29 protein-coding genes are annotated in these 26,330 nt (G+C 44.1%); 23 read left to right on the top strand and 6 right to left on the bottom strand.

Annotation, left to right across the window (positions count from 1 at the left end):
• Positions 1-98: 98 nt before the first annotated feature.
• The 9 genes from RBB12_RS03720 (at position 99) to RBB12_RS03680 (ending at position 6,857) form a co-directional block, all read left to right on the top strand.
• Positions 99-773, top strand: coding sequence for an SCO family protein (locus RBB12_RS03720; RefSeq protein WP_293287454.1), 675 nt, complete (start codon positions 99-101; stop codon positions 771-773).
• 89 nt (positions 774-862) lie between these two features.
• Positions 863-1,105 (top strand): ferrous iron transport protein A, encoded by a 243-nt coding sequence (locus tag RBB12_RS03715; protein ID WP_179383434.1) that lies wholly within the window; start codon positions 863-865, stop codon positions 1,103-1,105.
• Positions 1,102-3,318 (top strand): ferrous iron transport protein B, encoded by a 2,217-nt coding sequence (gene feoB / locus RBB12_RS03710; protein ID WP_306012842.1) that lies wholly within the window; start codon positions 1,102-1,104, stop codon positions 3,316-3,318. The genes RBB12_RS03715 and feoB overlap by 4 nt, the downstream gene beginning before the upstream one ends.
• Positions 3,319-3,325: 7 nt before the next feature.
• Complete coding sequence (locus tag RBB12_RS03705) at positions 3,326-3,469, top strand: hypothetical protein (RefSeq protein WP_293281786.1); 144 nt, start codon at positions 3,326-3,328, stop codon at positions 3,467-3,469.
• Between the two features lie 63 nt (positions 3,470-3,532).
• Positions 3,533-3,931 carry a Plug domain-containing protein gene (locus tag RBB12_RS03700; RefSeq protein WP_306012841.1) on the top strand — a complete coding sequence of 133 codons (399 nt, stop codon included), beginning with the start codon at positions 3,533-3,535 and terminating at the stop codon, positions 3,929-3,931.
• A gap of 92 nt (positions 3,932-4,023) precedes the next feature.
• Complete coding sequence (locus RBB12_RS03695) at positions 4,024-4,548, top strand: RNA polymerase sigma factor (RefSeq protein ID WP_306012840.1); 525 nt, start codon at positions 4,024-4,026, stop codon at positions 4,546-4,548.
• Between the two features lie 2 nt (positions 4,549-4,550).
• On the top strand, positions 4,551-5,336 hold the full coding sequence (locus RBB12_RS03690; protein ID WP_306012839.1) for a HEAT repeat domain-containing protein: 786 nt from the start codon (positions 4,551-4,553) through the stop codon (positions 5,334-5,336).
• A 20-nt stretch (positions 5,337-5,356) separates the two neighbouring features.
• On the top strand, positions 5,357-6,109 hold the full coding sequence (locus RBB12_RS03685) for a DUF4097 family beta strand repeat-containing protein (protein ID WP_306012838.1): 753 nt from the start codon (positions 5,357-5,359) through the stop codon (positions 6,107-6,109).
• A 37-nt stretch (positions 6,110-6,146) separates the two neighbouring features.
• Positions 6,147-6,857 (top strand): hypothetical protein, encoded by a 711-nt coding sequence (locus tag RBB12_RS03680; RefSeq protein ID WP_306012837.1) that lies wholly within the window; start codon positions 6,147-6,149, stop codon positions 6,855-6,857.
• Here RBB12_RS03680 and RBB12_RS03675 read toward each other — a convergent pair.
• Genes RBB12_RS03675 through RBB12_RS03665 form a run of 3 tightly spaced genes read right to left on the bottom strand, consistent with a single transcriptional unit; the run spans position 6,854 to position 8,109 of the window.
• Positions 6,854-7,246, bottom strand: coding sequence for a DUF423 domain-containing protein (locus tag RBB12_RS03675; protein ID WP_306012836.1), 393 nt, complete (start codon positions 7,244-7,246; stop codon positions 6,854-6,856). The two genes, RBB12_RS03680 and RBB12_RS03675, sit on opposite strands and share 4 nt — an antisense overlap.
• 12 nt (positions 7,247-7,258) lie before the next feature.
• The gene (locus RBB12_RS03670) at positions 7,259-7,663 is read right to left on the bottom strand and encodes a DUF2141 domain-containing protein (RefSeq protein ID WP_306012835.1); all 405 of its coding nucleotides are present in this window, start codon (positions 7,661-7,663) and stop codon (positions 7,259-7,261) included.
• A gap of 2 nt (positions 7,664-7,665) precedes the next feature.
• Positions 7,666-8,109 (bottom strand): hypothetical protein, encoded by a 444-nt coding sequence (locus RBB12_RS03665; RefSeq protein WP_306012834.1) that lies wholly within the window; start codon positions 8,107-8,109, stop codon positions 7,666-7,668.
• A gap of 125 nt (positions 8,110-8,234) precedes the next feature.
• Between RBB12_RS03665 and RBB12_RS03660 the strand changes: the two genes are divergently transcribed.
• From RBB12_RS03660 to RBB12_RS03625, 8 genes are all read left to right on the top strand, one after another.
• Entirely contained in the window at positions 8,235-8,975 is a 741-nt protein-coding gene (locus tag RBB12_RS03660) for a DUF6090 family protein (RefSeq protein WP_306012833.1), read from the top strand.
• 15 nt (positions 8,976-8,990) lie between these two features.
• On the top strand, positions 8,991-9,749 hold the full coding sequence (locus RBB12_RS03655; RefSeq protein WP_306012832.1) for an SDR family NAD(P)-dependent oxidoreductase: 759 nt from the start codon (positions 8,991-8,993) through the stop codon (positions 9,747-9,749).
• Positions 9,750-9,753: 4 nt separating this feature from the next.
• Entirely contained in the window at positions 9,754-10,230 is a 477-nt protein-coding gene (locus RBB12_RS03650; protein ID WP_306012939.1) for a hypothetical protein, read from the top strand.
• A 3-nt stretch (positions 10,231-10,233) separates the two neighbouring features.
• Positions 10,234-10,725, top strand: coding sequence for a hypothetical protein (locus RBB12_RS03645; protein ID WP_179383422.1), 492 nt, complete (start codon positions 10,234-10,236; stop codon positions 10,723-10,725).
• A gap of 77 nt (positions 10,726-10,802) precedes the next feature.
• Positions 10,803-13,919, top strand: a complete 3,117-nt coding sequence (locus RBB12_RS03640) for a VPS10 domain-containing protein (RefSeq protein WP_306012831.1) — start codon at positions 10,803-10,805, stop codon at positions 13,917-13,919.
• Between the two features lie 89 nt (positions 13,920-14,008).
• The gene (locus RBB12_RS03635; protein WP_293287409.1) at positions 14,009-14,410 is read left to right on the top strand and encodes a hypothetical protein; all 402 of its coding nucleotides are present in this window, start codon (positions 14,009-14,011) and stop codon (positions 14,408-14,410) included.
• Positions 14,411-14,488: 78 nt separating this feature from the next.
• On the top strand, positions 14,489-18,835 hold the full coding sequence (locus RBB12_RS03630; RefSeq protein ID WP_306012830.1) for a CusA/CzcA family heavy metal efflux RND transporter: 4,347 nt from the start codon (positions 14,489-14,491) through the stop codon (positions 18,833-18,835).
• A gap of 2 nt (positions 18,836-18,837) precedes the next feature.
• Complete coding sequence (locus RBB12_RS03625) at positions 18,838-19,959, top strand: efflux RND transporter periplasmic adaptor subunit (RefSeq protein ID WP_306012829.1); 1,122 nt, start codon at positions 18,838-18,840, stop codon at positions 19,957-19,959.
• A 1-nt stretch (position 19,960) separates the two neighbouring features.
• Here the strand turns inward: RBB12_RS03625 and RBB12_RS03620 are convergent, their stop codons facing one another.
• The gene (locus RBB12_RS03620; protein WP_179383417.1) at positions 19,961-20,782 is read right to left on the bottom strand and encodes a ZIP family metal transporter; all 822 of its coding nucleotides are present in this window, start codon (positions 20,780-20,782) and stop codon (positions 19,961-19,963) included.
• Positions 20,782-21,438 (bottom strand): metal-dependent transcriptional regulator, encoded by a 657-nt coding sequence (locus tag RBB12_RS03615; RefSeq protein ID WP_306012828.1) that lies wholly within the window; start codon positions 21,436-21,438, stop codon positions 20,782-20,784. The genes RBB12_RS03620 and RBB12_RS03615 overlap by 1 nt, the downstream gene beginning before the upstream one ends.
• A gap of 172 nt (positions 21,439-21,610) precedes the next feature.
• On the opposite strand from RBB12_RS03615, the gene RBB12_RS03610 reads away from it, so the two are divergent.
• The 4 genes from RBB12_RS03610 (at position 21,611) to RBB12_RS03595 (ending at position 24,007) form a co-directional block, all read left to right on the top strand.
• Positions 21,611-21,901: a nucleotidyltransferase family protein gene (locus tag RBB12_RS03610; RefSeq protein WP_306012827.1), complete on the top strand. Its 291-nt coding sequence runs from the start codon at positions 21,611-21,613 to the stop codon at positions 21,899-21,901.
• Positions 21,894-22,232 carry a DUF86 domain-containing protein gene (locus RBB12_RS03605; RefSeq protein WP_293281757.1) on the top strand — a complete coding sequence of 113 codons (339 nt, stop codon included), beginning with the start codon at positions 21,894-21,896 and terminating at the stop codon, positions 22,230-22,232. The genes RBB12_RS03610 and RBB12_RS03605 overlap by 8 nt, the downstream gene beginning before the upstream one ends.
• An 84-nt stretch (positions 22,233-22,316) precedes the next feature.
• Positions 22,317-22,775 (top strand): hypothetical protein, encoded by a 459-nt coding sequence (locus RBB12_RS03600; protein WP_306012826.1) that lies wholly within the window; start codon positions 22,317-22,319, stop codon positions 22,773-22,775.
• Between the two features lie 89 nt (positions 22,776-22,864).
• On the top strand, positions 22,865-24,007 hold the full coding sequence (locus tag RBB12_RS03595) for a lycopene cyclase family protein (protein WP_306012825.1): 1,143 nt from the start codon (positions 22,865-22,867) through the stop codon (positions 24,005-24,007).
• Here RBB12_RS03595 and RBB12_RS03590 read toward each other — a convergent pair.
• A complete protein-coding gene (locus RBB12_RS03590) occupies positions 24,004-24,987 on the bottom strand; it encodes a polyprenyl synthetase family protein (RefSeq protein ID WP_306012824.1) in 984 nt (327 codons plus the stop codon). The two genes, RBB12_RS03595 and RBB12_RS03590, sit on opposite strands and share 4 nt — an antisense overlap.
• A 171-nt stretch (positions 24,988-25,158) precedes the next feature.
• Between RBB12_RS03590 and RBB12_RS03585 the strand changes: the two genes are divergently transcribed.
• The gene (locus tag RBB12_RS03585) at positions 25,159-25,707 is read left to right on the top strand and encodes an RNA polymerase sigma factor (protein ID WP_306012823.1); all 549 of its coding nucleotides are present in this window, start codon (positions 25,159-25,161) and stop codon (positions 25,705-25,707) included.
• Positions 25,697-26,128 (top strand): hypothetical protein, encoded by a 432-nt coding sequence (locus RBB12_RS03580; protein ID WP_179383410.1) that lies wholly within the window; start codon positions 25,697-25,699, stop codon positions 26,126-26,128. Before RBB12_RS03585 ends, RBB12_RS03580 begins: the two co-directional genes overlap by 11 nt.
• Positions 26,129-26,330 lie beyond the last annotated feature (202 nt).

Genomic DNA, 26,330 nt, shown 5'->3' with positions numbered 1-26,330 from the left:
ACCTCCCCATTTTATCACAATAGGATTTAAGAAAGATTTAGCATCAAAACTTTCCTTTCTCTTTGATGGATAACCGTTTGGGCCTTAATTTTGCATATATGCTGTCATTCTTTGCCAAGTACAAAATGTTCGGGATAGTCATGTTGGTCCTTTCCGCCATCATTGTCTATCTATTCTACAACGCCCTTCAGCCCCAGAAAATGCTTCCGGTGTACCAGCCTTCCATGGTGGATAAGTCCTTGGTGGACAGCACCCTCCATTACACCAAAAAATACCATAAGATTGCCAATTTTTCATTGGTCAACCAAAATGGGGATACCATTACCCAAGAAAATTACAAGGATAAAATATATGTGGCCGATTTCTTTTTTACCACCTGCCCCACCATTTGCCCGATCATGACCAAAAATATGGCCGAGGTGCAAGCAGTGGTGAAGGACGACCCCAACATTATGTTGCTCTCCCACTCCGTTACCCCGGATATTGATAGCGTTGCCCAACTAAAAAAGTATGCAAGGGAAAAAGGGGTTATCGATAGCAAATGGAATTTGGTCACAGGAGATAAAAAACAGATCTACCAGCTTGCTCGAAAATCATATTTGGCCGTTAAAAATGATGGTGACGGAGGTCCGTACGATATGATCCATACCGAAAATTTTATTCTGGTGGATAAGGAAAAAAGGATTCGTGGCTTTTACGATGGCACCGACCGTGAAGAAATCGATAAGCTTTTGAAGGACATTGAAATCCTTAAAGCCAGTTATAACGATTAACGCAAATCTTCTTTCTTCATGATTGCCACCTGTAGTTCCCCATTTTTACTTATTTTTGCCCTTACTTAAAATTGTTCTAAATAAAAACAGTGGCCACAGTAGCAGATTTACGGTACGGACAAAAGGGAATAATCAAAGGATTCACGGAAAACAACCTCCCCATAAAATTAATGGAATTGGGATGCCTGCCCGGCAACAGCGTAGAACTGTTGCGTATTGCCCCACTGAACGATCCCATTTACATCAACCTTAGTGGCAGCCACTTGGCCATACGACGATCCTTGGCGCAGCTCATTGAATTGGAAATCATTGAAGAAACACAGCCCAAATGAGCAAAAACATCAACGTAGCCCTCATCGGGAACCCCAATACGGGAAAAACATCAGTATTCAACCAACTTACAGGTCTCAAGCAAAAAGTAGGCAACTATCCCGGAATCACCGTGGAGAAAAAAGAAGGTATCTGCAAACTTCCCAGAGGCGTAAAAGCGCACATTCTCGATTTACCGGGAACCTATAGTTTGAACACCACCTCCCTCGATGAGAGTTTGGTAGTGGAACTGTTGCTCAACAAAAACGACAAGGATTATCCCGACGTTGCCGTGGTCATTAGCGATGTGGAAAACCTCAAACGGAATCTATTACTCTTTACCCAGATCAAGGATCTAAAAATTCCCACCATTTTGGTGATCAATATGGCCGATAGGATGGACCGAAAAGGGATTTCGTTGGATGTGGAGGCCATGGAGAAAAAATTGGACACCAAAATCGCCTTGGTCAGTACCCGAAAAAACACCGGTATAGAACGCATCAAGGAATTGATTGCCGATTACAAAAATGTCTCGTCCAAACCGCTATTAGATCCAACCCGAATTTCCCCAGCATACTTCGAACGATTAAAAAAGGCATTCCCACAAAACGATGTGTACAAACTATGGCTCGTCATCACTCAAGATGTGAACTTTATGCCCATAGAAAAGAAGCGTATCCAAGATGCTACGGACTTCTCCACAAAGTCGAAGGATGAGTTAAAAAAATTGCAGCACAAGGAAACGGTACTTCGCTACCAGCTCATCAATAACATCTTAAAGGAAACTTACAAGGTCGATTTTTTGGCGGCAAAAGGCCTTCGAGCTTCGTTGGACAAAATCTTAACGCACAAAATATTTGGCTACCTGATCTTCTTTGCCATATTACTGCTGATTTTCCAAGCCATTTTTGAATGGAGCTCCTACCCCATGGACTTTATCGATGAAAATTTTGCCCTAGCGGCTGAATGGATAAAGACCACCTTGCCACCCGGGGTATTTACGGATTTACTTGCTGAAGGAATTGTAGCGGGAATCGGGGGCATTGTTATTTTTATCCCTCAAATTGCCTTTCTGTTCCTGTTTATCTCCCTTCTGGAAGAGTCAGGCTATATGAGCCGTGTCGTTTTTTTAATGGACCGATTGATGCGCCCCTTCGGATTGAGCGGAAAAAGTGTAGTGCCCCTCATTTCGGGGAACGCATGTGCCATACCGGCCATTATGGCCACCCGCACCATTGAAAATTGGAAAGAAAGACTCATCACTATTCTGGTAACCCCATTTACCACCTGCTCCGCTAGATTGCCCGTGTATTTGATTCTAATCGCCTTGGTGATTCCAGAGGGCAGCATTTTGGGTCTGAGCTATCAAGCGTTGACATTGATGCTTCTGTACCTCATCGGCTTTGGAATGGCACTGTTTTCGGCCATGGTGCTCAATAAAATCCTTAAGATAAAGAGCAGGTCCATTTTTATGGTTGAAATGCCAACCTATCGGCTTCCATTGCTCAAAAATGTGGTGTACACGGTAATCGAAAAAACAAAAAGCTTTGTTTGGGGCGCGGGTAAAATCATTTTGGCCATATCCATTGTCCTATGGTTTTTGGGCTCCAATGGGTATTCGGATGATTTCCAAAATGCAGAGACCATAGTAACCGAAAGAATAGAAAACGAGGGATTGAGCACCTACAGCAAAAATTACATTCAAAACAACATTGCTTCCCACAGGGAGAACGCCCTGGCAAAGGGAATCGCACCCAGCTCCATACAAGACTCCCTAAGGACCTTGACAGAAGAACTCACTGAGAGGGCCGTTGCACAGGAGATTGCCAGTTACAAATTGGAACATTCCTATATTGGCCAAGCCGGAAAAGCTTTTGAACCCTTGGTGAAACCCTTGGGCTACGATTGGAAGATCGGCATTGCCGTATTGACCTCCTTTGCCGCCCGGGAAGTTTTTGTGGGCACCTTGGCGACCATTTACAGTGTGGGAAGCGACGAGGAAGAAACCATTAAGAAGCGAATGGCGGCAGAACTGGATGAAGATGGCAAACCATTGTTCAATCTCGCATCCGGAATATCACTGATGTTGTTCTACGCATTTGCCATGCAATGCATGAGCACGCTCGCCATTGTAAAAAGAGAGACCAATTCATGGAAATGGCCCATGATCCAATTGGGCTTTATGAGTGTTTTTGCCTATATTATAGCTTTACTCGCTTACCAAATCCTAATTTAATCGCATTATGATCCAACAAATCTTGGTTTATGCCACCTTATTGATTGCTGCAGGGTATTTGGTGTGGAAATTTCTACTTCCCAAATCAATCTTCGGAAAAGGCAAGAACAATTCTGGTTCCTGCGGTTCCGATGACTGCGGTTGTGGTTGATGAACAAAATGTTTTTAGGTTCATTTGTATTAAAATCCATAGATTGTGGGACATTTTGTTCTCATGAAAAACCTCACATCCATTTTCTTGCTCATCATCTTGATGCCTTTTGCAAGTTGTTCCTCAACTAAGAATCCATCCTATAGCAAGTACGCTGCCCAGGAAATCCAGACACAAAACAACAAAACCATCGACTTGATCGATAGAATCAGGCGTTTGCCCGGAATAACGCTCAGGGGCGGTATCCCCTATTTTATGAAATCGGCCAATCAGATTACTGGAAGGGCCACCGAGCCATTGTACGTCCTGAACGGATATATACTGGGCAATTCGTTTGAATCGGTAAATCAATTGGTGGACAGTGCCACCGTAAAGGATATCGAAGCACTGAGCGGTTCGGATGCAGGATCCTATGGCTCCAGAGGTGCTAGCGGGGTCATAAAAATCACTACTTTCCAATAAAGCATCACTCTTAGAATAAAAAAATCACTTTCCGTGTAACCTTTCCCAATTTCTTGACTATATAAGATAAACGCCAACTAAAACAACAGCATTTGGAAACACTTTCAGATGAGATGATCATGCAAAAGGTATCTGAGGGAAACCTAGACCTGCTGAAGGTACTTTTTGACCGGCATCATAAACACGTGTACAATTTTCTGTACAAAATGTCGGGTGATCGAATGTTGGCGGAAGATCTTACACAAGATGTTTTTTACAAACTGATCAAGTATAGGGGCACCTACAACAATGGGTCGTTTATGTCTTGGATGTTCACCATTGCAAGGAACAATCTCAAGACCCATTACACCAGAAACCATAAATCACACGACGATATCGAGGTTTTGGCCTACAAAGCGGTGGAAGAGGAGAATGAGGTGTCGGAAAACAATGCCCACTTACAATATGCCCTGAGCCAATTGGATCCGTACGACCGGGAATTGGTCATCTTAAACCGATATCAAGAGATCAAGTACGAGGATCTTGCCGAAATTATGGGCAGTACCCCCGGAGCTGTAAAAACAAGAGTGTGCAGGATTTTAAAAAAATTGAAGAATATCTATTTAGAACGTAGTTGACCATGGAAAAAGAGCATGTTTTTGACCAAATACCAGAGTATCTGGATGGTCATTTGAGCAAAACGGAGACTGCCAAGCTAGAAAAGCATTTGGAACAATGTGCTGAATGCCAAAAAGAAGTGGAGGAGATGAAAATTCTTTTCACTGGGTTTGACAATGAGGTGTCCGCACCCACCGATAGGCTCAGAGCCAAATTCGAAACGGCCCTTGAACAAGAAAAGATGCAGCAGGGAAAAGTGGTTCGCATGGAGAGCAGAAAATCATCCAACTGGGCAGGGAACCTATTAAAAATTGCGGCAAGCATCGCCCTTTTGGTAGCAGCATTTCAGATGGGCAGCCTTTTTCAACAACGAAAAGTGAACGAGGACCTTGCACAACTGCAAGATGAAACCCATAAAATGAAACAAACGGCCATGCTGTCTTTAATGGAGAACCAATCGGCGAGCAAACGCATTCAGGGAGTGAACTATATCGAAGAATTTGAGGAGCCCGACGAGGCCATCATCCAAGCACTCGCCAACCGATTGTTGTACGATGAGAATGATAATGTGCGGATGACCGCCTTTGAAGCACTAGTAAAATTTACCGCATCAGAAACCGTAAAAACCACCTTTATCGAAGCCTTGGAGCACGAAAAGAACCCAAGCATACAAGTAGCCATTATTCAGGCCTTGGTCCAGATTCAGGAAAAGAAAGCGGCCGAACCCATGAAAAAATTATTGGAAAAAGAAGACACACAACCCTTTATCAAGGATCAAATCAGGGCAGTATTGCCAAGTATATCATAAACATCAAAAAAGCGAATATCATGAGAAAATTCACAATTATTGCTGTGGCCCTTTTTATGGGTACCATGGCCAAAGCACAAAACGATTACACCAAATCCCTCAACGGAATCCAATGGGTAAAAATCGAATCAAAGACGGATATTGTGGTAAAAACCCACAATACCAACGAATTGCTGATCAAGTCCGGCCCTCAAATAAAAACGCCAGAGCGTGCCAAAGGACTCAAATTGGTGGGTGAAGGCGGCACGGACAATACCAACGTTGGATTCTCGGTAGTGCAAGACGGGAATACCCTGATCGTGTACAACCTGCGCAAAAACAAGGGAGCCGAAATCTATTTACCGGCTTCACAGAACCTTGCCGTAAAAAGCACTTGGAACGGGGATATTGAAATCGACGGTTTTTCGGGTGAAATTGAAGCCGATGCCCAACTCAATGGAGGGGTACGCATCACCAATGTGAACGGCCCTGTTACCGCCAACTCCTTGAACGGGCAACTGGAAGTGGTTTTTGGAAAAGTCACTCAAGACTCCCCTATCTCCTTGTATTCCACCAATGGTGCGGTAGATGTCAGCCTTCCAGCGAACACCCCGGCCAATCTTGCCTTGAGTACGCTCAACGGAAATGTATACACGGATTTTGACGTTAAAGCCGAGGACAAAAATGGATTAAAGTCCGTTTTGGGAAGGGATATCAAGGCATCCATTAACGGAGGTGGCGTCAAAATCTCCATGAAATCCACAAACGGAAACATGTATCTCAGAAAAAAATAAACATCAATTAACGTTTAAAATCAAAAATCGAACAGTCATGAAAAATATCATTATCACCGCATTTTTAGGGTTGGTTACACTTACCCTGAGTGCACAGAAAGTCATCGAAAAAAACTTTGACTACTCCGGTCAGTCCATAGATTTGGATGTCAAATTTGCAAACAACATCGAAGTAAAAACATGGGACAAAAACACCGTCTATTTTAAGGCCGACATTACTATTGAGGATGGAAAGTACTTGGACAAGTTTAAACTCGACATTGCGGAAAGCAATAGTTCCCTCAGTATCGCTTCCAACGTAAAGGATGTTTTTGACGCCTTTAAGGCCGAGTGGGAGAAAACACGCCCAAATAAAAAGGGATATTATTTTGAAGGGGACAGCTACGAGTTCAACTATGTGCTTTACGTACCCAAGGGAGCCACCTTCGCCGTAAGCAGCATTAACGGTGACCTTGCCTCGGATTATATTGAAGGAGATTTTACAGCAGATTTGATCAATGGCGATATCGAAATCAAAAAGTACAATGGCGATATGGACCTTAAAACCATCAACGGCGAAATAGATCTGGTGATGAAGGATTCCAGATTGGTGGCCGAGACCATCCATGGCAACATTTATGCGGATGAAGGCCTAAACCTTACTGTGAGTGACCGCTACGTGGGCCAAAAGGTGGAAGGAAGGTTTGACAATGCCACGCACCGCCTGCAACTCAATACGATTAATGGGAATATGTACCTGCGCCTCTAGATCAAATTGGCAACAAAGGAATAAAGCAAAAGGGCCCAACCAACGACCAGCAACAATCCCCCGATGGGGGTCACCGGGCCTAAAAAACGAGGTTTGCTGCCTTTTGCCTCACCCAAACAAAGGGCATAAATACTGAAGGAAAACAACAAGGTACCAAAAATAAAGCAGTTGACTATCCAAGAGTCCAATGGCTTATCAAAATTAAGATTAAAGCCTAAGATCAACAGTATAATGGCATGGTACATTTGATATTTGACCCCTGTCTCAAAACTTTGTAGCAGTTCGGGGGTCAATTTCTTTTTAAGGGCGTGGGCACCAAATGCGCCAAAAACCACTGCCAAAAGACCATACAAAGCGCCCATAAGTTGGGCCATAAAAATTGTTCCCATAGTGCTGTTAGATTAAAGGTCAATATGGATTTCGTAATCCGAAATCATCTTAAAAGCGCACTCGTGATATTTGGGCGGACCAAAGGTCTTCATTTTGGCATTGGAAAATGCCACTTTTTCCTTGGGTATGCCCAACCAATTGGTATCGAGTTTGCCATTGTTGTTTTCATCATGGAATACGGCCAAGGCATATTCTCCAGGAGGAAGGTCGAGAATATTGAATTCCACGCTTCCTTCGTTTGCGGCGACACTGTCCGTCTTCAAAACACGGTCAAAAGATAAAAAGGATTCGTCGGAATCATACACTGCAACATTGACACTTCCTTTTTGAGTGGCCACATTGTTCACCCGAACGCTCAATGTATTCTGTGAGAAGCCCACAATGGGCAATAAGAGAAAAAAGAGAAATGCCTTCATACCTATTGGACTTCTTTTTCAGTTTCCATGTTGTTCAACAATTCAGTCTGCAAAATTGCAAATAATTCGGCAGTTTTAAGACTGTCCCTCAAATTCACATACATTTTTAGCGAATCGTGGTGCACCAATTTGATTTTTTGCTGGTAGAGATCATCCACAAAAACATAGACTTTGGTGTTGGTTATGGAATCATTAAACACCCCTTTCTCCCTTTCCATCCAGGAAAACCCGCTAGAACGCTCCATCTCGGGTAATTTTTCCACAAAAACCACACTGTCCAATGCTGTCAAAGGTATGTTTTGATAATAGATACCCGAGTAGATCTTAAGGTGTCCCTCCTCGATCTTATGCCAGTTTTTGTAGTGCTCCACAAAGGCAAGAACGCAAAGTATCAAGGTGATGACAATCAGCATATTCCATAACCAGTGTCTCTTTTTTGATTTCATAGTATGTCTCGAAAATTCCTGTGTAAGAACCAACAGTTCCTACAAAGAAAAGTAATTATTAGAACAACATGGGAATCCGTAGAATATTGTGCGCTAACTTATTATCTTTAAACAAACCACTGACCATGCCGACCATTTTTAGAAAACTCAGAAAATCCCTGTTGACCGAGAACAAATTCTCAAAGTATCTTTTTTATGCCGCAGGGGAAATTGTGCTAGTCGTCATTGGAATACTATTGGCCTTGCAAATCAACACCTGTAACAATCAAAAGATACAGCGCAACAAGGAACAATTCTATTTACAGGAAATTAAATCGAGCCTGGTTCAAGACTCTTTGGCCATACATGTGGTGTTGGACTACAATCGGCAAAAACAAGCGACTATTTCCGATATGATGGGAATCTTTGCCGACACCTTGAACAACCAACAACGCTATGCCATTTTTGATGCCGCTACGGACGTTTTTGTAGACTATCGACTTTTTGAACCCAGCACCACCACTTTCAACAACATGTTGGCCGCAGAGACCATTACCGTAATTCGTGACAATGGTCTTAAAAAGCTATTGACCAATTATTATGAATACCCCTATTCCGAAGGAATTCAAGAACGATTGGTCCAAATGAACCGTAAAGTGGTAGATGAGGCCTTCCCGGAATTCTTTACCAAGGAATTTGCAAAGGCCAAACTGAATCTGGATACCGAACTAAAATCCATCCAAAATGTAGAGCTACACAAAAATCCCGTTTTTCTTTCCGATCTTTACGGTATCAGTTATCTTATGACCATGCAGGACAGTTTTCTTGGCAAAACTTTGTCCGACATCAGTAAACTGATTACCACAATTGATCAAAATTTAGAATAACAGCAACACAACTTTATGGATTTTAAAGGAAAAAATGTACTGGTTACCGGTGCTTCGCGAGGCATCGGGAAAGCAACCGCATTGGCCTTCGCCAAAAAAGGGGCCAAGGTAGGGCTCAATTATAGAAGTAATGATGAAGTAGCCAAACAGACATTAGCGGAGCTGCCCGGGGAAGGCCATCAACTTTTTAAAAGGGACATTTCCCAAAAACAAGAGACCCGATCCCTCATTGAGGACTTTGTGAATCATTATGGTCAATTGGACATTTTGGTGAACAACGCGGGCATTTCCATTTTTCATGAAATTGACCAAGTGGATTTTGATCATTGGACCCATGCTTGGGAAAAGACGTTCGAGACCAACCTATTTGCTGTGGCCAACTTGTGCTATTGGGGGGCTAAGGCCATGATGAAAACCGGAGGTGGACACATTGTAAGCGTGTCCTCACGAGGTGCCTTCCGGGGCGAGCCCACCAAACCGGCCTACGGAGCCAGTAAAGCGGCACTGAACTCCATGAGCCAATCCCTGGCCAAAAAACTGGCACCACACCACATTTATGTGGGAGTGGTCGCCCCTGGATTTACCGAAACCGAAATGGCCAAAGAAACCCTTACCCCTGCCGAAAGGGAAAACCTGCTCCGTGAATCACCCTTTAAACGTATGGCCCAACCCGAAGAGGTAGCGCACGCCATTCTTTTTTTGGCATCTTCCGAGGCGGCATATTCCTCAGGGACGATCATCGATGTAAATGGCGCATCTTACCTTAGAAGTTAAGGGTATGAAGGCCGCTACGATTGCACAACTCAAAAAAGAACTCCAATTCAAATCGCAGGAAGAAACCCTCCAGCTCTGCCTGCGCTTGGCCCGCTTCAAAAAAGAGAACAAGGAATTGCTTACCTATTTGCTTTTTGAATCCGATAGCGAGGAAGGCTATATTGAATCCGTAAAAGAGGAGGTCGATGCCATGTTTGAAGACATCAATACCAGCAGTTATTTCTACATCAAAAAGAGCGTTCGGAAAATACTTCGGACCATTAAAAAATACATCCGATACTCTGGGAACAAAGCCACCGAAGTGGAACTGTTGCTCCACTTTTGTGAGCGGATGAAATCCTTACGACCGTCCTTTCACAGAAATACTACCCTCACCAATTTGTACAATCGACAATTGGAATACATCAAAAAGAAAATTTCCCTGCTCCATGAAGACCTACAATATGATTATGGGGTTATCTTGGAACACTTAAATCATTGAGACATGTTCGAAGACGATGATGATCTAAACAAAAATAGGGATGAATTTGAAAAAATGCCTCTTTACAAAAAAGGGTGGGTCATTTTCGATTTGGCCGATAAAATAGCCTCCCTGGCCAATGACGAAGAAGAATATGCATCCCTTCCGGAAACCGAGTTGCGCCTCTTACGGCACCATGCAGAGCAACTGCGCAATGATGCCATGCTCATTTGCCCGAAAATAGCAGGCGCCGAAGGAGGTGACCTGTATGGCATCCGAATGGAGAATGCAACCATTATTCGAAAAGCTGGCCGCGAGATCCAAACAGGATGCTCAGGTTTGGAAATGTGGGGATTCAAACACACGGAATATCTGGAGTTACTACGACAGGAAATTGAGGAATTCCGAATCTTGTTTGCCGAATGGGTACAGACTTTTGACCCATGGAACTACACCTTGGACCGCTGGGGCCTATTTAATCCTCCCGGGGTCAACTTTGATGATCCAGAACTCTAATCCATCTCGCAGCCATGTCAAAAAGTTTGAGTACATTGTAGACTAATTCAAACTACTCACAACCAACCTTTGACATCATGAGAATGCCAACAACCTCGATGAAAACATGGATGCTACTTTCCATGTTCCTTTCAACACTATTTATTTACGCACAGAATGCATCCCCTAGTATCGTTGACACCAGCTTTTACAGCGGTTTTGAATGGCGGAACATAGGTCCAAACCGGGGCGGACGTTCCTTAGGGGCCGCCGGAAGCCCATCCAGACCCAACGAATATTATTTTGGTGCCACCGGGGGAGGACTTTGGAAAACCATTGACGGCGGAAACACTTGGAAATGTGTAACCGATGGCCAAGTAACGAGTTCCTCTGTTGGGGCTGTGGCCGTGGCAGAAACCAATCCGGACGTGGTGTATATCGGGATGGGCGAAACCCAACTTCGTGGTAGCATCACACAGGGAGACGGCGTCTACAAATCAACCGATGGCGGTGAAACCTGGACACATCTTGGACTGGAGGAAACCCAAGCCATTTCCCGAGTCCGTATTGACCCGACCAATGAAAATATTGTTTATGTTGCCGCATTGGGCCATCCCTACGGTGAAAATGAGGAACGCGGTGTTTTTAAATCCGTGGACGGAGGCAAAACATGGAAAAAAGTCCTTTACGTGAGCGATAGGGCAGGTGCCGCCGACCTGATCATAGACCGAAACAATCCCAATACGCTCTACGCCACTACGTGGCAAGTCTATCGCAAGGCATGGAAAATGTGGGGCGGCGGTCCAGATAGCAAGTTATGGAAATCCACCGACGGTGGGGAAACTTGGACGGACCTGACCGAAAATAAGGGCATGCCCGAAGGTCCCATTGGTAAAATTGGGGTGACCGTTTCCCCTGTCGACTCCAATCGCGTTTGGGCCATAGTGGAAGCCAATGAAGGCGGTGTTTTTCGCTCTGATGATGGAGGTAACACTTGGGAGCTCACCAACAACGAACGGAAATTACGGCAACGTGCCTTTTACTACTCCAGAATCTATGCCGACCCTAAGGATAAGGATGTGGTATATGGTTTAAATGTAGGTTTTTACAAGTCAACCGATGGTGGAAAGACTTTTGATGAACGCATAAATACGCCCCATAGCGACAACCATGATTTATGGATAGACCCCAATAATCCAGATAGAATGATAAGCTCCAATGATGGAGGTGGTGTGGTGAGCATCAACGGCGGTAAAACATGGACCGAACAGGACTATCCGACCTCGCAATTTTATCATGTGATGGCAACCAGCGATGTCCCTTATCATGTGGCCGGTGCCCAGCAAGACAATTCTACTTTGGCCATGCCCAGCGATGGTTGGGACTTTATGCAGGCGAGAGGACCGAGCTCCGAATGGTACTACGCTGTGGGCGGCGGGGAAAGTGGTTGGATTACACAAAGCCCGACCAACCCCGATATTTTTTACGCAGGAAGCCAAGGAGCCCTCTTGACTAGATATGACCGAAGCAATGGACAAACACGCGACATTCAAGTGTATCCAAGATTTTTCTCGGGAGAACCTGCAAGTGCACTTCCAGAACGTTGGCAATGGACTTTCCCCATTATGTTCGCTCCCAAAGACCCGAACGTGATGTATACCTGCTCCCAACACGTTTGGAAAACTACAAACGATGGACAGACCTGGGAAAAAATCAGTCCAGATTTGACCTATGCCGACCCAGAAACCTTGGGCAAAACGGGTGGAGTCATCACCATGGACATGAACGGCCCCGAGATCTATGCTACGGTCTTTGCCCTGGCACCTTCCAATCACGATATCAATACCATTTGGGCCGGATCGGACGATGGTAAAATACACATCACCCGTGATGGCGGCAAAAACTGGGAGGACATTACGCCGGAGAACCTTCCCAAATATTCCAGGGTAAGTATTATTGAGGAATCCATACACCATCCTGGCACCTTATATGTGGCCGCGAACCGATACCAAGTGGACGACAGGGCTCCTTACGTTTTTAAAACACACGATTACGGAAAAACCTGGACGAAAATCATTAATGGAATAGAAGACGGTCACTTTGCTAGAGCGATTCGCGAAGACCATATCAAGGAAGGCCTATTGTTCTTGGCTACCGAGCATGGGGTTTATTTCTCCATAAACGATGGCGCCGAATGGCAATCCCTTCAATTGAACTTGCCCGATACCCCGATCAGGGATTTGGTGATCAAGGACAACGATGTGGTATTGGGCTCCCACGGTCGTGGATTTTGGATTTTGGACGACATTCAGCCGTTCAGGGAATACTCCGAAGACCTTAAAGAGCAAAAAAATGTTCTTTTTAAGCCTACGAATGCCATCAGGGGCATCTACAATGCCAATTTCCAATACTACTTGGAAGAAGAGGTGGACACCATCACCTTTTCCATTTTTGACGCCAACAATAACCTCATCGAATCTTTCGGGGGTAATCAACCCAAATATGAGGATTCAGGTGAATCTTCATGGTGGAGCCGTTTCAGCAGCACCAAACCTACAACGGCAAAAGGCATCAACACCTTTACATGGAACTTGCGCTATCCCGGTCCCACTACTTTTGATGGTATCATTATTTGGGGAGCATCGGCCGAGGTAGGACCAAAAGCACCGCTTGGCACCTATACCGTACAAATGAAAGTTGGCCCCGAGGTCATCAAAAGCTATCCGTTTGAAATTGAAATGGACCCCAACCTGAAGGGAATTACTGCGGAGGATCTCCAAAAACAGTTCGAATTGGCTTCTAAAATTACCCAAAAAGCTACCATTGCGAATGAAGCGGTCATACAAATACGAAGCATCCGCAAACAATTGGATAGTTTGGGGAAGGGGATTTCCAGCAGAAAGTTCACTAAACTCTCAGAAGATTTTATGGGAACCTTGACGGAAATTGAGGAAGATCTTTATCAGACCAAAAATCAATCAGGACAAGACCCATTGAACTTCCCCATCAAACTGAACAACAGGTTCAACGCTTTGCAACGAAGTATCGAAACTGGGGATGCACGACCCACGGATGCCGCCTACGTGGTGTACGATGAATTATCCGCAGAACTGGAAAAACATATGGCCAAACTACATACAGCCTTGGAAAAAGAGCTCCCAAGGGTGAATGCCATTTTACAGGATAATGGAATTTCAACCATAGAGGCCCGATAAGGGCCTCATGGTTGTAAAATCAGATTAATTCTAAATTAAGTCCGAATTGATGTCCTCCTGCTTATTATTCTTAATTTTATGGTGTCAGGATGAACAAAATAGTTACCATAGGCATATCGTTGCTCATTTTACTCCAAAGTGCCAATATCCATTTGAAGGATTTGGTGGAACTTGGACAACTGGTTGAGCACTACCAATTCCACAATGAGGAATATGGTGATGACTTTATGGTGTTTGTATCCAAACATTATGGGGACCTTAAAGCTTCCCATAGCGAAAAGCATCAAGAGGAGCGGAAAGAACACGAAAAACTTCCGTTCCAACATCATCAAGCTCCCTGTGCCCAACCTTTAGTGTTTGTTTTAGGACAAGATAGCTTCATCAATTCCTATCCAGAAATTCCATTGGCAGCGAAGGGTAATTTTCATTATCAGATATCCTATTCGCACATTTGGGGGGACAATCTTTTCCAGCCGCCCAAACAGGCATAATTCATAGCACTTCAGCCTTGCTGAACACTTCTCACAAGCTTTATTCCATTTTAATAATGCTATTATTTTCTATGAATCATGTTTTCAAAAATTATCAACTTTAGTATAAAGAACAAGTTTATTGTTCTTCTTTTCACAGTGGCAATAGCCTTGGTGGGGCTATACTCACTATCACAAATACCCATCGGGGCCGTTCCCGATGTCACCAACAATCAAGTGCAGGTCATCACTACCTCAAGGAGCCTCTCCACACAGGATATGGAAAAATTTGTAACCTATCCCGTGGAGTTGGAAATGGCAAATCTCCCTGGCGTTAAGGAAATTCGGTCCGTTTCCAAGTTCGGTCTTTCCGTGGTTACGATAGTATTTGAGGACGATTTGGGCACCTTTCTGCCACGACAGCTCATTGCGGAAAAAATCAAATCTGCATCCAGTCGAATACCCGAAGGCTTTGGAACCCCGGAGATGGGACCAATTACCACCGGATTGGGAGAGATTTACCAATATATTTTGGATGTAAAGCCCAAATACAGGGACCAATATTCTTCCACGGAGCTGCGTACCATCCAAGATTGGATCGTGAGACGGCAGCTTTCCGGAATTCCAGGAGTAGTGGAGGTCAATACATGGGGTGGGCACCTCAAACAATACGAGGTGGCCATTCAGACCCAAAAATTGAACGCTTTCAATATCACCGCTAGAGAAGTGTTCACCGCCTTGGAAAAAAACAATAGTGTTACGGGCGGTGGCTATATCGAGAAAGTAAACCAAGCGTATTTTATCCGAGGTGAAGGTTTGGTGGGCAACCTTAAGGACATCGAAAACATTGTGGTAACCGCAAGGGACGGAATTCCAATCTATATCAAAGACGTGGCCAAAGTCGGATTTGGAAGTGCTCCACGTTTTGGGGCGATCACCGGAAATGGCGAGGGCGAAAAGGTCCTCGGGCAAATTATGATGCTCAAGGATGCTGACTCCAAACGTGTTATCGAAGCCGTCAAGGAACGAGTCGCCGCAATCTCCAAATCCTTGCCAGAGGGGGTGTACATCAACCCCTTCTTGGACCGTAGTGAACTCATCGGAAGAACAACCTTTACCGTTACGGAAAACCTCGTACTGGGTTGCCTCATCGTAATTTTTGTGGTCGTATTGCTCTTGGGCAACTGGCGCTCAGGGCTTGTGGTCGCCTCGGTTATCCCACTCTGCCTATTGTTTGCCCTTACCTTAATGAACATTTTTGGTGTGGACGCCAATTTATTGAGTTTGGGTGCCATTGACTTCGGAATCATCATTGATGGTGCCGTAATCATTGTGGAATATATTGCATTTCAAATTACACGAAGGCAGGGAGAGTTGGTGGACTTGGGCAAAGACGCCACACAGTCCATCAAGGATAAAATAACGGTTGAAGGTGCTACCAAAATGATGAACTCCGCCGTGTTCGGCCAGCTGATCATTTTGATCGTATTCATCCCAATCCTGTCCCTGAGCGGTGTAGAAGGGAAAATGTTCAAACCAATGGCGTTGACATTCAGCTTTGCCCTTTTGGGAGCCATTTTACTATGCTTTACCTATGTTCCCGTCGCCTCCTCCTTGTTTTTAAAACCATCCAAGGAGTCCTCCAAAAACGTTTCCGCTCGTTTGGTAAACTGGATCAACAAACAATATGAACCCGTTATTGAATGGGCCATGAAAAGCAAAAAACTCGTGCTTTCCATAGCTGCTGCACTATTGGTAGGAGCCATAATTTTATTCTCTTCCATGGGAGGTGAATTTGTGCCCACTTTGGACGAAGGAGACTTTGTGATCCAACCTGTGCTAAAAACAGGGACTTCCTTGGCCAAAACCGTAGAAACGACCACTAAAATTGAAAAAATCCTAATGGAACAATTTCCAGAGGTCAATCAGGTAGTAAGCCGTATCGGGGCTGCCGAGGTGCCCACCGATCCTATGTCGATGGAAGAAAGTGACGTTATCATTTCCTTGAAACCAAAAAGCGAATGGACCTCTGCCGAAACCAAGGACGAACTGGCCGATAAATTTAAAGAGGCCCTTTCCGTGATCCCGGGCATGGAAGTGGAATTTACCCAGCCCATTGAAATGCGCTTTAATGAACTGATTACCGGGGTACGGGCCGATATTGCCATCAAGATATTTGGTGAAAACTTGGAAACCTTGAACAAAAAGGCCAATGAAATAAAGGATCTCATCCAAGATGTGGAAGGAGCGTCGGACATTATCGTAGAGAAGGTGGAGGGTCTTCCCCAAATGAACGTTGCCTTTGACCGCGCCAAAATTGCACGTCATGGGCTCAACATTGCCGACCTGAACGAAATGATTTCCATGGGTTTTGCCGGTAAGGTGGTTGGCAGCGTTTTCGAGGGGGAACGACAATTTGATCTGGCCGTCCGCTTGGATTCCGAGAACCGTCAAGATATTTCCAACCTTCGGAATCTTTATGTGGATATTCCCAATGGAGGAAAAATCCCGATGAGCGAACTGGCTGAGATTACCTATCAAAAAGGTGCCGCCAAAATCTCCCGTGATGATACCAAAAGACGAATCGTAGTGGGCATCAACGTTAGGAACCGGGATCTTCAATCTGTGGTCGATGATATCCAGTTATTGGTCAGGGACAACATCACACTGCCCCCAGGCTATCTGATTACCTATGGTGGACAGTTCGAAAACCTTCAAAATGCCAAGGCCCGGTTGATGATAGCCGTACCCATTGCTTTGTTGCTCATATTTATTATGCTCTATTTCGCTTTTGGGTCGGTAAAAGAAGCTTTGTTGATTTTTTCCGCCATCCCGTTATCAGCGGTCGGCGGGGTTCTCTTGCTCTGGTTAAGGGACATGCCCTTTAGTATTTCTGCCGGGGTTGGATTTATTGCCCTTTTTGGGATAGCCGTGCTCAACGGCATCGTATTGATAGAGCATTTCAAGGAACTCAAGGGAAAAGACTTTGATTCCATGGAAGATTTGATCAAACAGGGCACCAAGGACAGGCTTCGTGCGGTTTTATTGACCGCTTCTGCGGCAGCATTGGGCTTTTTGCCCATGGCGGTATCCACCAATGCGGGTGCCGAGGTACAGCGACCCTTGGCCACCGTGGTCATTGGCGGACTGGTAACGGCAACTATGTTGACATTGGTTGTACTGCCCGTTTTATATGCGTATTCACATCACATAAAATTCCGTGGAATGGGAAAAAGACGAAGAGCGCGAAAAATGAAAAAGAAAGGCCTTACCATTATATTGTTCATGGTTAGCCTTTCAGGTTTCTCCCAAGAAAAGTTGAACCTGGAGGACCTTATGGCCTTATCCTTGGAAAATAACAAAGGTATCCAGGCAGGTTCCATGATGGTAGATCAAGCAGAAACCCTAAAGGGAACCGCTTTTGAGTTTGACAAAACGGATATTTACTATCAATATGATGAGAACAACTTGGCCATCAACAATCAGCCCATACGGGTTTTTGGGGTACAACAGCAATTTGAGTTCCCTACGGTTTATGGAGCAAAGAACAGGCTTCAACAATCGAACTACGAGCTGCAAAAATCATCCTTTGAAATTCAAAAGAAGCAATTATACCAAGCCCTGAGCAATGCGTACTACCAATATCAGACCTTGAACCAAAAAGCAAAGCTTTACAAGACATTGGACAGTATTTATAGCAAATTTGCACACGCGGCCGACAGACGTTTTGAACTCGGCGAGACCAATTATCTGGAAAAGGTAACGGCAACGGCCAAGCAACGACAGATTGCGAACACCTTTGCCAAGATCAATCAGCAGTTGTTGACCACTTATGGTCAGATCGCAAGTTTGGTCCAGACGGGAGACAGTCTAAAAATAGTGACCGAAATGCCAGAAAAGCTTACCGTGGTCAATCTGCAAGGGATGATGCCAACGGAGACCTCTTTTTTGGACCATCGCCAACAGCTGAGCAATGCCCAAAAGAGCTTAGAGGAAAATCGATTGCTGCCCGACCTCAACCTTGAGTATTTTCAAGGAACCAACAGTGGTCTGGGCGCATCCCTTTACGGTCTTCAAGTGGGCGTTCGCGTTCCCATTTTCTTCTTTGGCCACAGTAGTAAGGTGAAATCATCCAAAATACAGACGAAGATCACGGAAATGGAAAATACAGAGATCAGCGTAGCCATGAACCAGCGCTATAAAACCCTAATGGGCCAACTGGAACAACAGGCCAAGGAACTCTCCTATTATGAGGACGAAGGTGGTCTACTTTCCGATCAAATTTTGAAAGCAGCCTCCGGGAATTTTCAAAATGGGGAAATTGACTTTTTCCAATATATCCAAAGCTTGGAAAATGCCTACGAGATTCAACTCAATTATTTGGATGTGCTCAACCAGTACAATCAAACCGTAATCGCCATTAATTATTTGACCATAACATTATAATCATGAAACATATACTTCAAATAACCGCTGTTTTCCTCCTAATGATGGGCTGCGGCAATAAGAACAATCAAGCATCCACCGAACAAGAACAAGAAGAAACAGGTATTGTGGTGACGCAGGATCAATTCGATACCAATGATCTGATGATAGGAAGCTTGGAGAAACGAACCTTTCCCAAAATTGTGGAGACCTCTGGAATGATAGACGTTCCTCCAGAAAACCGGGCCAGTATCACCGCATTTATGGGAGGTTTTGTGAAGCAGACTTCCCTTTTGGTGGGTGACCGGGTCAAAAAAGGACAACTCTTGATAGTACTCGAAAACCAAGAATTCGTGCAGATGCAACAGGACTATCTCGAAGTATTCAACCAGTTGGATTACCTGAGGGCAGAGTTTGAGCGAAACCAGACGCTTTTTAAGGAGAAAATCGCCTCACAAAAGAATTTTCTTCAAGCCAAGAGCAATTATGAAACAGCCAAAGCACGCTATCAAGGTTTGAGGGAACAATTACAAATGCTCAATATTTCCCCAAGCCAAGTGGAGCAAGGCAAAATCTCTTCACAGGCTGCCATTTATGCCCCTATTGCGGGCAGTATCACCAAAATGAACGTGGCCAAGGGAAGTTATGTGTCACCTGCTACGGAAATATTGGAAATTGTAAACAATGACCACATCCACCTAGAACTTACCGTTTTTGAGAAAGACATTTTAAAGGTAAAGAAAGGACAAAAGATCCTGTTCAAGATTCCAGAGGCGGCCAAATCCAATTTCAATGCAGAGGTATACCTAGTGGGGACATCGATTGACAGCGATAAGCGAACCATAAAGGTGCACGGACATTTGGAGCACGAAGAGAATACCCATTTTCTACCTGGGATGTTTGTGGATGCCATGATCATGACCGATACCGTACAAACCTGGGCATTACCCGATGAGGCGGTAATCGAATCGGAAGGAAACCATTACGTGCTAAAACTAATCAACAAGCAAGATGGCTATACCTTTGAACGCATCCCCGTAGCTCAGGGAAATTCGTATGATGGTTATTCGGAAATCATTTCGGATCAACTAACCGAATCTGACGAATTTTTGATCAAGGGGGTATTTGATTTGATCGGGGGATAATTTACCCCAATCCTACATCCAAAATCATCATAATAATAAATCCACCGATAAAACCCATTGTGGCGATATCGGTGTATTTGTCCTGTTGCGTTTCTGGGATTACCTCCTCGACCACCACAAAAATCATGGCTCCTGCCGCAAATGCAAGGGCATATGGCAAAATAGGTTCAAAGGTCAATACGGCCCAAGCGCCAAGCACACCGGCAATAGGTTCCACAATGGCGGATGCCTGACCATACATCCAACTTCTTCTACGGCTGAGTCCATGCCTGCGCATAGGCACCGCAACGGCAAAGCCTTCCGGAAAGTTTTGCAGCCCAATACCCAAAGCCAAGGCCACGGCACCACCAATGGTCGCGCCTTCAAAGCCAGAGGCCACCCCTCCAAAGAGGACACCTACTGCCAACCCTTCGGGAATATTGTGCAAGGTAATGGCCAATACCAAGAGCGTAGTGCGATGCCAAGGTGTTTTTACCCCTTCCGCTTCGTCTATTTTAAAATTGATATGGACATGGGGCAAAATCTTATCCAAACCAAAAATAAAGGCTGCACCCATTAAGAACCCAACGGCAGCCGGAATGACCTTAACAAAGCCTTCCCCTTCACTCATCTCAATGCCCGGTGCCAATAGGCTCCAGAAACTGGCGGCGACCATAACCCCACCGGTAAAGCCCAACATGCCATCCATTAAGGCTCTCTTTGGACTTTTGAACAAAAACACAAGACCCGCCCCGGCAGCGGTCAATCCCCAAGTGAACAGAGTGGCGTAAAGGGCCGCCAAAATCGGGTCGATACTTTCAAAATAGTCGATTACTGCTTCCATTAGCTATTCTTTTTCACAAATAAGTTTGATGCTATTTGATGTGATATTCGCATTTCATTCCCCTCCATTCGAATCCGAAGGGAATTGTCAAAATCCTCTTTATCCAAAACCTGGATGGTATTGCCCAAAGCGATGTTGTTCTTGTCCAAAAACTTCAAAAAGGGAACCGAAGAATCCTTCACTCCTACACAAACCCCTTTGGAGTTGATGGGCATTTCGCTGAGCAATTTCTCATCACGTTCCTGAAACTTCCCATCTTTGGTAGGAATGGGATCGCCATGGGGGTCATACTTGGGAAAATCCAAGAGTTCATCTATTTTGTCTATCAATTTTTCACTTTTGATGTGCTCCAATTGCTCGGCCACTTCGTGTACCTCATCCCAAGTAAAATCCAGCTTTTTTACCAAAAAGACTTCCCACAACCGGTGTTTACGAATAATGGACAATGCGGTTTTAACGCCGGCATCCGTCAAAGAAACCCCTTGGTAGCGCACATAATCCACCAATCCTTTTTCGGCCAATTTCTTGGCCATATCCGTAACGGACGAGGGTTTGGTTTCCATCTGTTCCGCTATCGCATTGGTAGTAATGGATTTGGAATCCACACCACCCAAATGAAAAATGGCCTTTAAGTAGTTTTCCTCTGATCGGGTCATCAAAAATGTTTTTTCAAAAATACATTTTTATTTAACAAAATTTATTTTTCGTTATGTCTAAATTCAAGCAGATACCCTGACCCTTGCACCCAATCGTTTGTGACTGAGTATATATTCGTTGGTTCTTTGGAATATGCTGCACGGATTTTGAGTGGATTGATTAACTTTGAGTGTGGAAACAACCCAAAACATAACGAATCAACTCTCTCAGCTAAAGGTGCGTTTAAAAGAACGCTATCCAATTGCTTCCATGGCTTTATTTGGCTCATACGCACGCAATGAGCAGACGGCTAGCAGTGATGTTGATATCATGGTAGAGTTTGATGGAAAAATTGGTATCAAGTTTATCGATTTGGCAAATGAACTAGAAAAAGCCCTGGGTCTAAAAGTGGATTTGGTTTCCAAAAAAGGAATAAAGGAACAATACCTTAACAACATCCTATCCGACTTGATTTATGTCTAAAAGAGATAATGTCCTTTTGATCCATGATATGATTGAGTCAGTGCAAAAAATCATGACTTATACACGGGATATGTCGTTTGACCAATTTAAAAGCGATAGTAAGACTGTGGATGCTGTGATAAGAAACTTTGAAGTCATTGGAGAGGCGGCCAATCGATTGACCGAGAACTACAAGAACAATAACCCAGAAATTGAATGGTCCCATCTAAGGGGTTTTCGAAATCGTATTGTGCATGAATATTTTGGGATTGATTTGGAAATAGTTTGGCACATTATTGAGGAAAATTTACCTGAACTGTTGACTGTGCTAAAAAATAAGTATCCTAGTTGATAGCTGTTATTAATGGTTCAACCTAGGCAATATGGCTTTTGACAAAAGAACAAAAATTACCTTGCCAACATTTAAAGTTAAAAAATGACCAAGCCTTCGTTGTACTTTTTTGCCTGCCTTTTGATTTTCATTATTGTCCTGTCACTTTTGATTACAGGCTCCTCCATTTTGACCGTCCCGATATATGAAGGAAGTTCCATTCCGATGGGAACGCCCATAACCTGGACGGGTCTAATTGCGTTGCCCTTGACAATCTCTTTTGGTGTGGGAGAATTTAGGAATCCTAAGAAACGGCCCAAACTGTTCAACCAACTTCTTAAGTTTTCCGTAGGTTTTGCAGTTCTTTGGGTACCCGTGTCCTATTTACTTGCTGGAAATTTATCGTTTTCATTTTCGGGAGCGGCGACAGGTTTTCAAGGAGGCCAACTGGCCATGAAATTATTCTGGGGATATACCTATGGCATCGCTATTTTGCCTTTGGTATTATTTATCATTTATTGCATTTTGATACTTGTCAAAAAAAGGGGCAAAAGAAATATCTAGATATTATGACCCTTGCAGATTTATTCGTTACGGATAGCTATTGAAAGTTTTACCATCAATTATCCGCACCCTTTTCTATCTTTGACACCATGCCCAACTACGACTACATCATTATAGGTGCGGGAGCCGCTGGTCTGCTTTTGGCCGATACCTTGGGAAAAGATCCTTTCTTTGCTTCCAAATCCATTTTGGTGTTGGACAAGGACGATAAATCCAAAAACGACCGCACATGGTGCTTTTGGGAACGGGGAGCAGGGCAATTTGATGAACTGGTCCATAAAACATGGAACCATATTTATGTGGGGGGGAAATCACTTCAAAAATCCACTTCCATTGCCCCCTATACCTATAAAATGTTGAGAGGGATTGATTTCTACGATCACTTTGTGCCAAGAGTGAAAGCCTATCCCAACATCACTTGGGTACACGAAGAAGTAGAAAATTTTGAAGAACTTGAAAATGAGGTTGTGATAATCACCCCTAGCCAAAAATTTACCGGACAAACGGTATTTTCCAGTTTGTACGACGCTTCCCTACCCCTAAAACAAACGGATTACCCCGTTTTACAGCAACATTTTGTAGGGTGGCACATTAAAACAGACCGGTCGGTTTTTAACCCGAACGAGGCAACATTCATGGATTTTTCCGTACCCCAAAAGGGCAATACTCGATTTATGTACATCCTCCCCTTTTCGGAAACCGAAGCCCTGTTGGAATACACTCTCTTTTCCGAGCATCTGTTGGAAAAACAGGAATACGAAGAAGCCATTAAAACCTACATCAGCAAAAACTTCGGTGATATAACCTACTCCATCCAAGACACCGAATTCGGAAGTATTCCCATGACATGCTATCCCTTTCATCAACTTAATTCCAATAAATTGTTCCATATTGGGATTGCCGGCGGGTGGGCCAAACCCAGCACGGGCTATACTTTTTACAATACAAGTAGAGAAGTGCCCAAACTGGTAGCACATCTTAAAACGGGCAAACCCTTGATCCAATTTCATCAAAAGAGCCGGTTTCTGTTCTACGATATGTTATTATTGGACATTTTGTACAAAAACAATCACTTGGGACACGAAATTTTTGAATCCATGTTCAAAAGAAGAAAGGCTTCCTTGATCTTAAAATTCTTAGAAAACGAGACCAATCTTTGGGAAGAACTTCAAATTGTGACCGCTCCCAAACCCATGCCGTTCGTCAACGCATTGCTCAATCGCCTGTTCTAAACGGTACGCTCCATCAAATTTTTTCCAAACTGCTTTAGCAAAGCTTTTTTGTTCTCTGGCAGGTTGGTGTCTGTCAAGGCATCAAAGGCCTTTTGGGTGAAGTCTTGTATCGCTTTTTTGGTTGCTTCCACTGCTCCACTTTCATTAAAAATTGCTTTTACCGCAGCGACCTTAGCTGTAGAATCTTCAGGTTTGATGGAATACAGGTGCAACAGCCCTTCTTGATTGTCTTTGGAGGCATTTTCCAATGATTTGAGGTAGAGATAGGTCTTTTTGTTCTCCATAATATCACCTCCCACTTGCTTGCCAAAGGTTTTGGGGTCGCCAAAGGCGTCCAAATAATCATCCTGCAATTGAAATGCAATGCCCAGATTCCGGCCAAACTCATAAATGGCATTGGCATCCCTGTCGGAGGCTTTTGCCACAATCGCACCCATCTTCATGGCAGCTGCCACGAGAACGGAGGTTTTGTACTCAATCATTTTCAGGTATTCGGGGATGGTCACATCGTCCCGGGTCTCAAAATCCACATCATATTGCTGCCCTTCGCAAACCTCCAAAGCGGTCTTGCTGAACAATTTGGTCAGCTCCGCATAGATTTCAGGAGGGTAGCTTTCAAAACATTGATAGGAAAGAATCAACATGGCGTCGCCGGATAGAATTCCCGTGTTCACATCCCATTTTTCATGAACGGTCACCTTACCTCTTCGCAAGGGAGCGTCATCCATAATATCATCATGTACCAAGGAAAAATTGTGGAACATTTCCACGGCCAAGGCCGCATCCATGGCATCCGCTACCTTTCCGCCAAAGGCCTCGGCCGTCATCAAGGTAAGTATGGGCCGCATGCGTTTGCCTCCCAATCCCAAAATATACTGTACGGGCTCGTACAGATTTTTGGGTTCCCCTAATTGGGTTCTTTGTTCGAGGTACGTAACAAACTGAGCTCTGTACTGACTAATGATATCGATATCTGACATGGAGTCAAAAATACATTCAAATATTGAATTTGAGGATGGGCTACTTTTAAAATCAGTTGTTATCCACACCAAACATCTAAAAGTCAATCCTTTGAAAAAAAGTTTCCAAAAAAGTGCAATAGAATCCTTTTACTCCGTCTCTATTAGTGAAGAGCAACCCGAAGTAACCAAATGGCAGCCAAAACCGATAACCATAACAACCTGACCAACTTCTTCACGGAGGAGTACGGATCGTTGCGGTCGTATGTGCAGTCGAAGATCAGGGACACATCGGAACGGGATGCCGAAGATATTGTGCAGGATGTTGCCCTACGGATATTCTCCCGATCGGAAGATGCCATTCCTATCCACAACGTAGGTGGATTTGTGTACAACGCCATTCGCAACAGGATTGTGGACATTATGCGCGGGAGAAAAGAGAAAAAAGTGCCCAGCGAGGACATTGACCAACAATGGCGCGAATTTGCAGAGTTCTTTTATGGTGATGCGGACAATAGTTACTCCCCGGAAATGGAACAGGCCCTCAAAAAGGCCGTGCAGGATCTAAAAGCGCCTTACCGGGATATCGTCATTGCCATAGATTTTGAAGGATACCATTACAAACAAATAGCTGAAAAAACAGGAATACCTGCAGGGACCCTTATGTCACGAAGACATAGGGCCATGTCTGAACTATCAAAAAAATTGGAAAACTTAAAAGAAATGAGTCATGGAGCATAAAAAAGAATTTGAAAAAGCTGTAGAAAAGAAGGTGGAGAACACCGTAAAAAAAGTAGTAAAAGTCATTGCCATGGTCGTCTTGGGAATTTTGGTCTTTCTTTTGGCCAACTATCTACTGATGCGCCTCTGGAACTGGCTCATGCCCGATCTGTTCGGAGTTGGAACCGTCACCTATTGGCAGGCACTTGGAGTGTTCATTCTTGCCAAATTGCTGTTCGGTTTTGGCGGCGGTGGCGGAAAAAGCAAGGGCAGCAGTCACAAAAAGAAGATGAAGTCGTCCAACAAATGTGGATCCTGGAGACGGGATTTTGATGAGTGGAAACACTACGATCAATTTTGGAAGGAAGAGGGCGAAGAAGCCTTTAAAGCATATGTTCAAAAAATCAAAAACGATAATCATGATGAATCCAAAGAAGCCTAACCGAAGTAAAAAGTACCTACGCCAATTCCGACCTTTTTTTTGGAGGTTGGGTCCCCTCGAAGAAAATGAGTCCCATCAAAAAACAGCGGTGGTTCCCGTTTATGTCCACGGAAAAAAACGCAGTTAAAACAAAAAATCAATCCTTCGTTAAAAAATTGTAAAACCACGGAAACTTTTTTTGTTTTTAAAGTTTCCGTGGTTA

Source organism: Allomuricauda sp. MMSF_3307 (assembly GCF_030733585.1).
In the GTDB taxonomy this organism is placed as follows: domain Bacteria; phylum Bacteroidota; class Bacteroidia; order Flavobacteriales; family Flavobacteriaceae; genus Flagellimonas.
The sequence above is the reverse complement of the archived record's forward strand: the minus strand, read 5'-3'. Positions and strand labels throughout refer to the sequence as shown.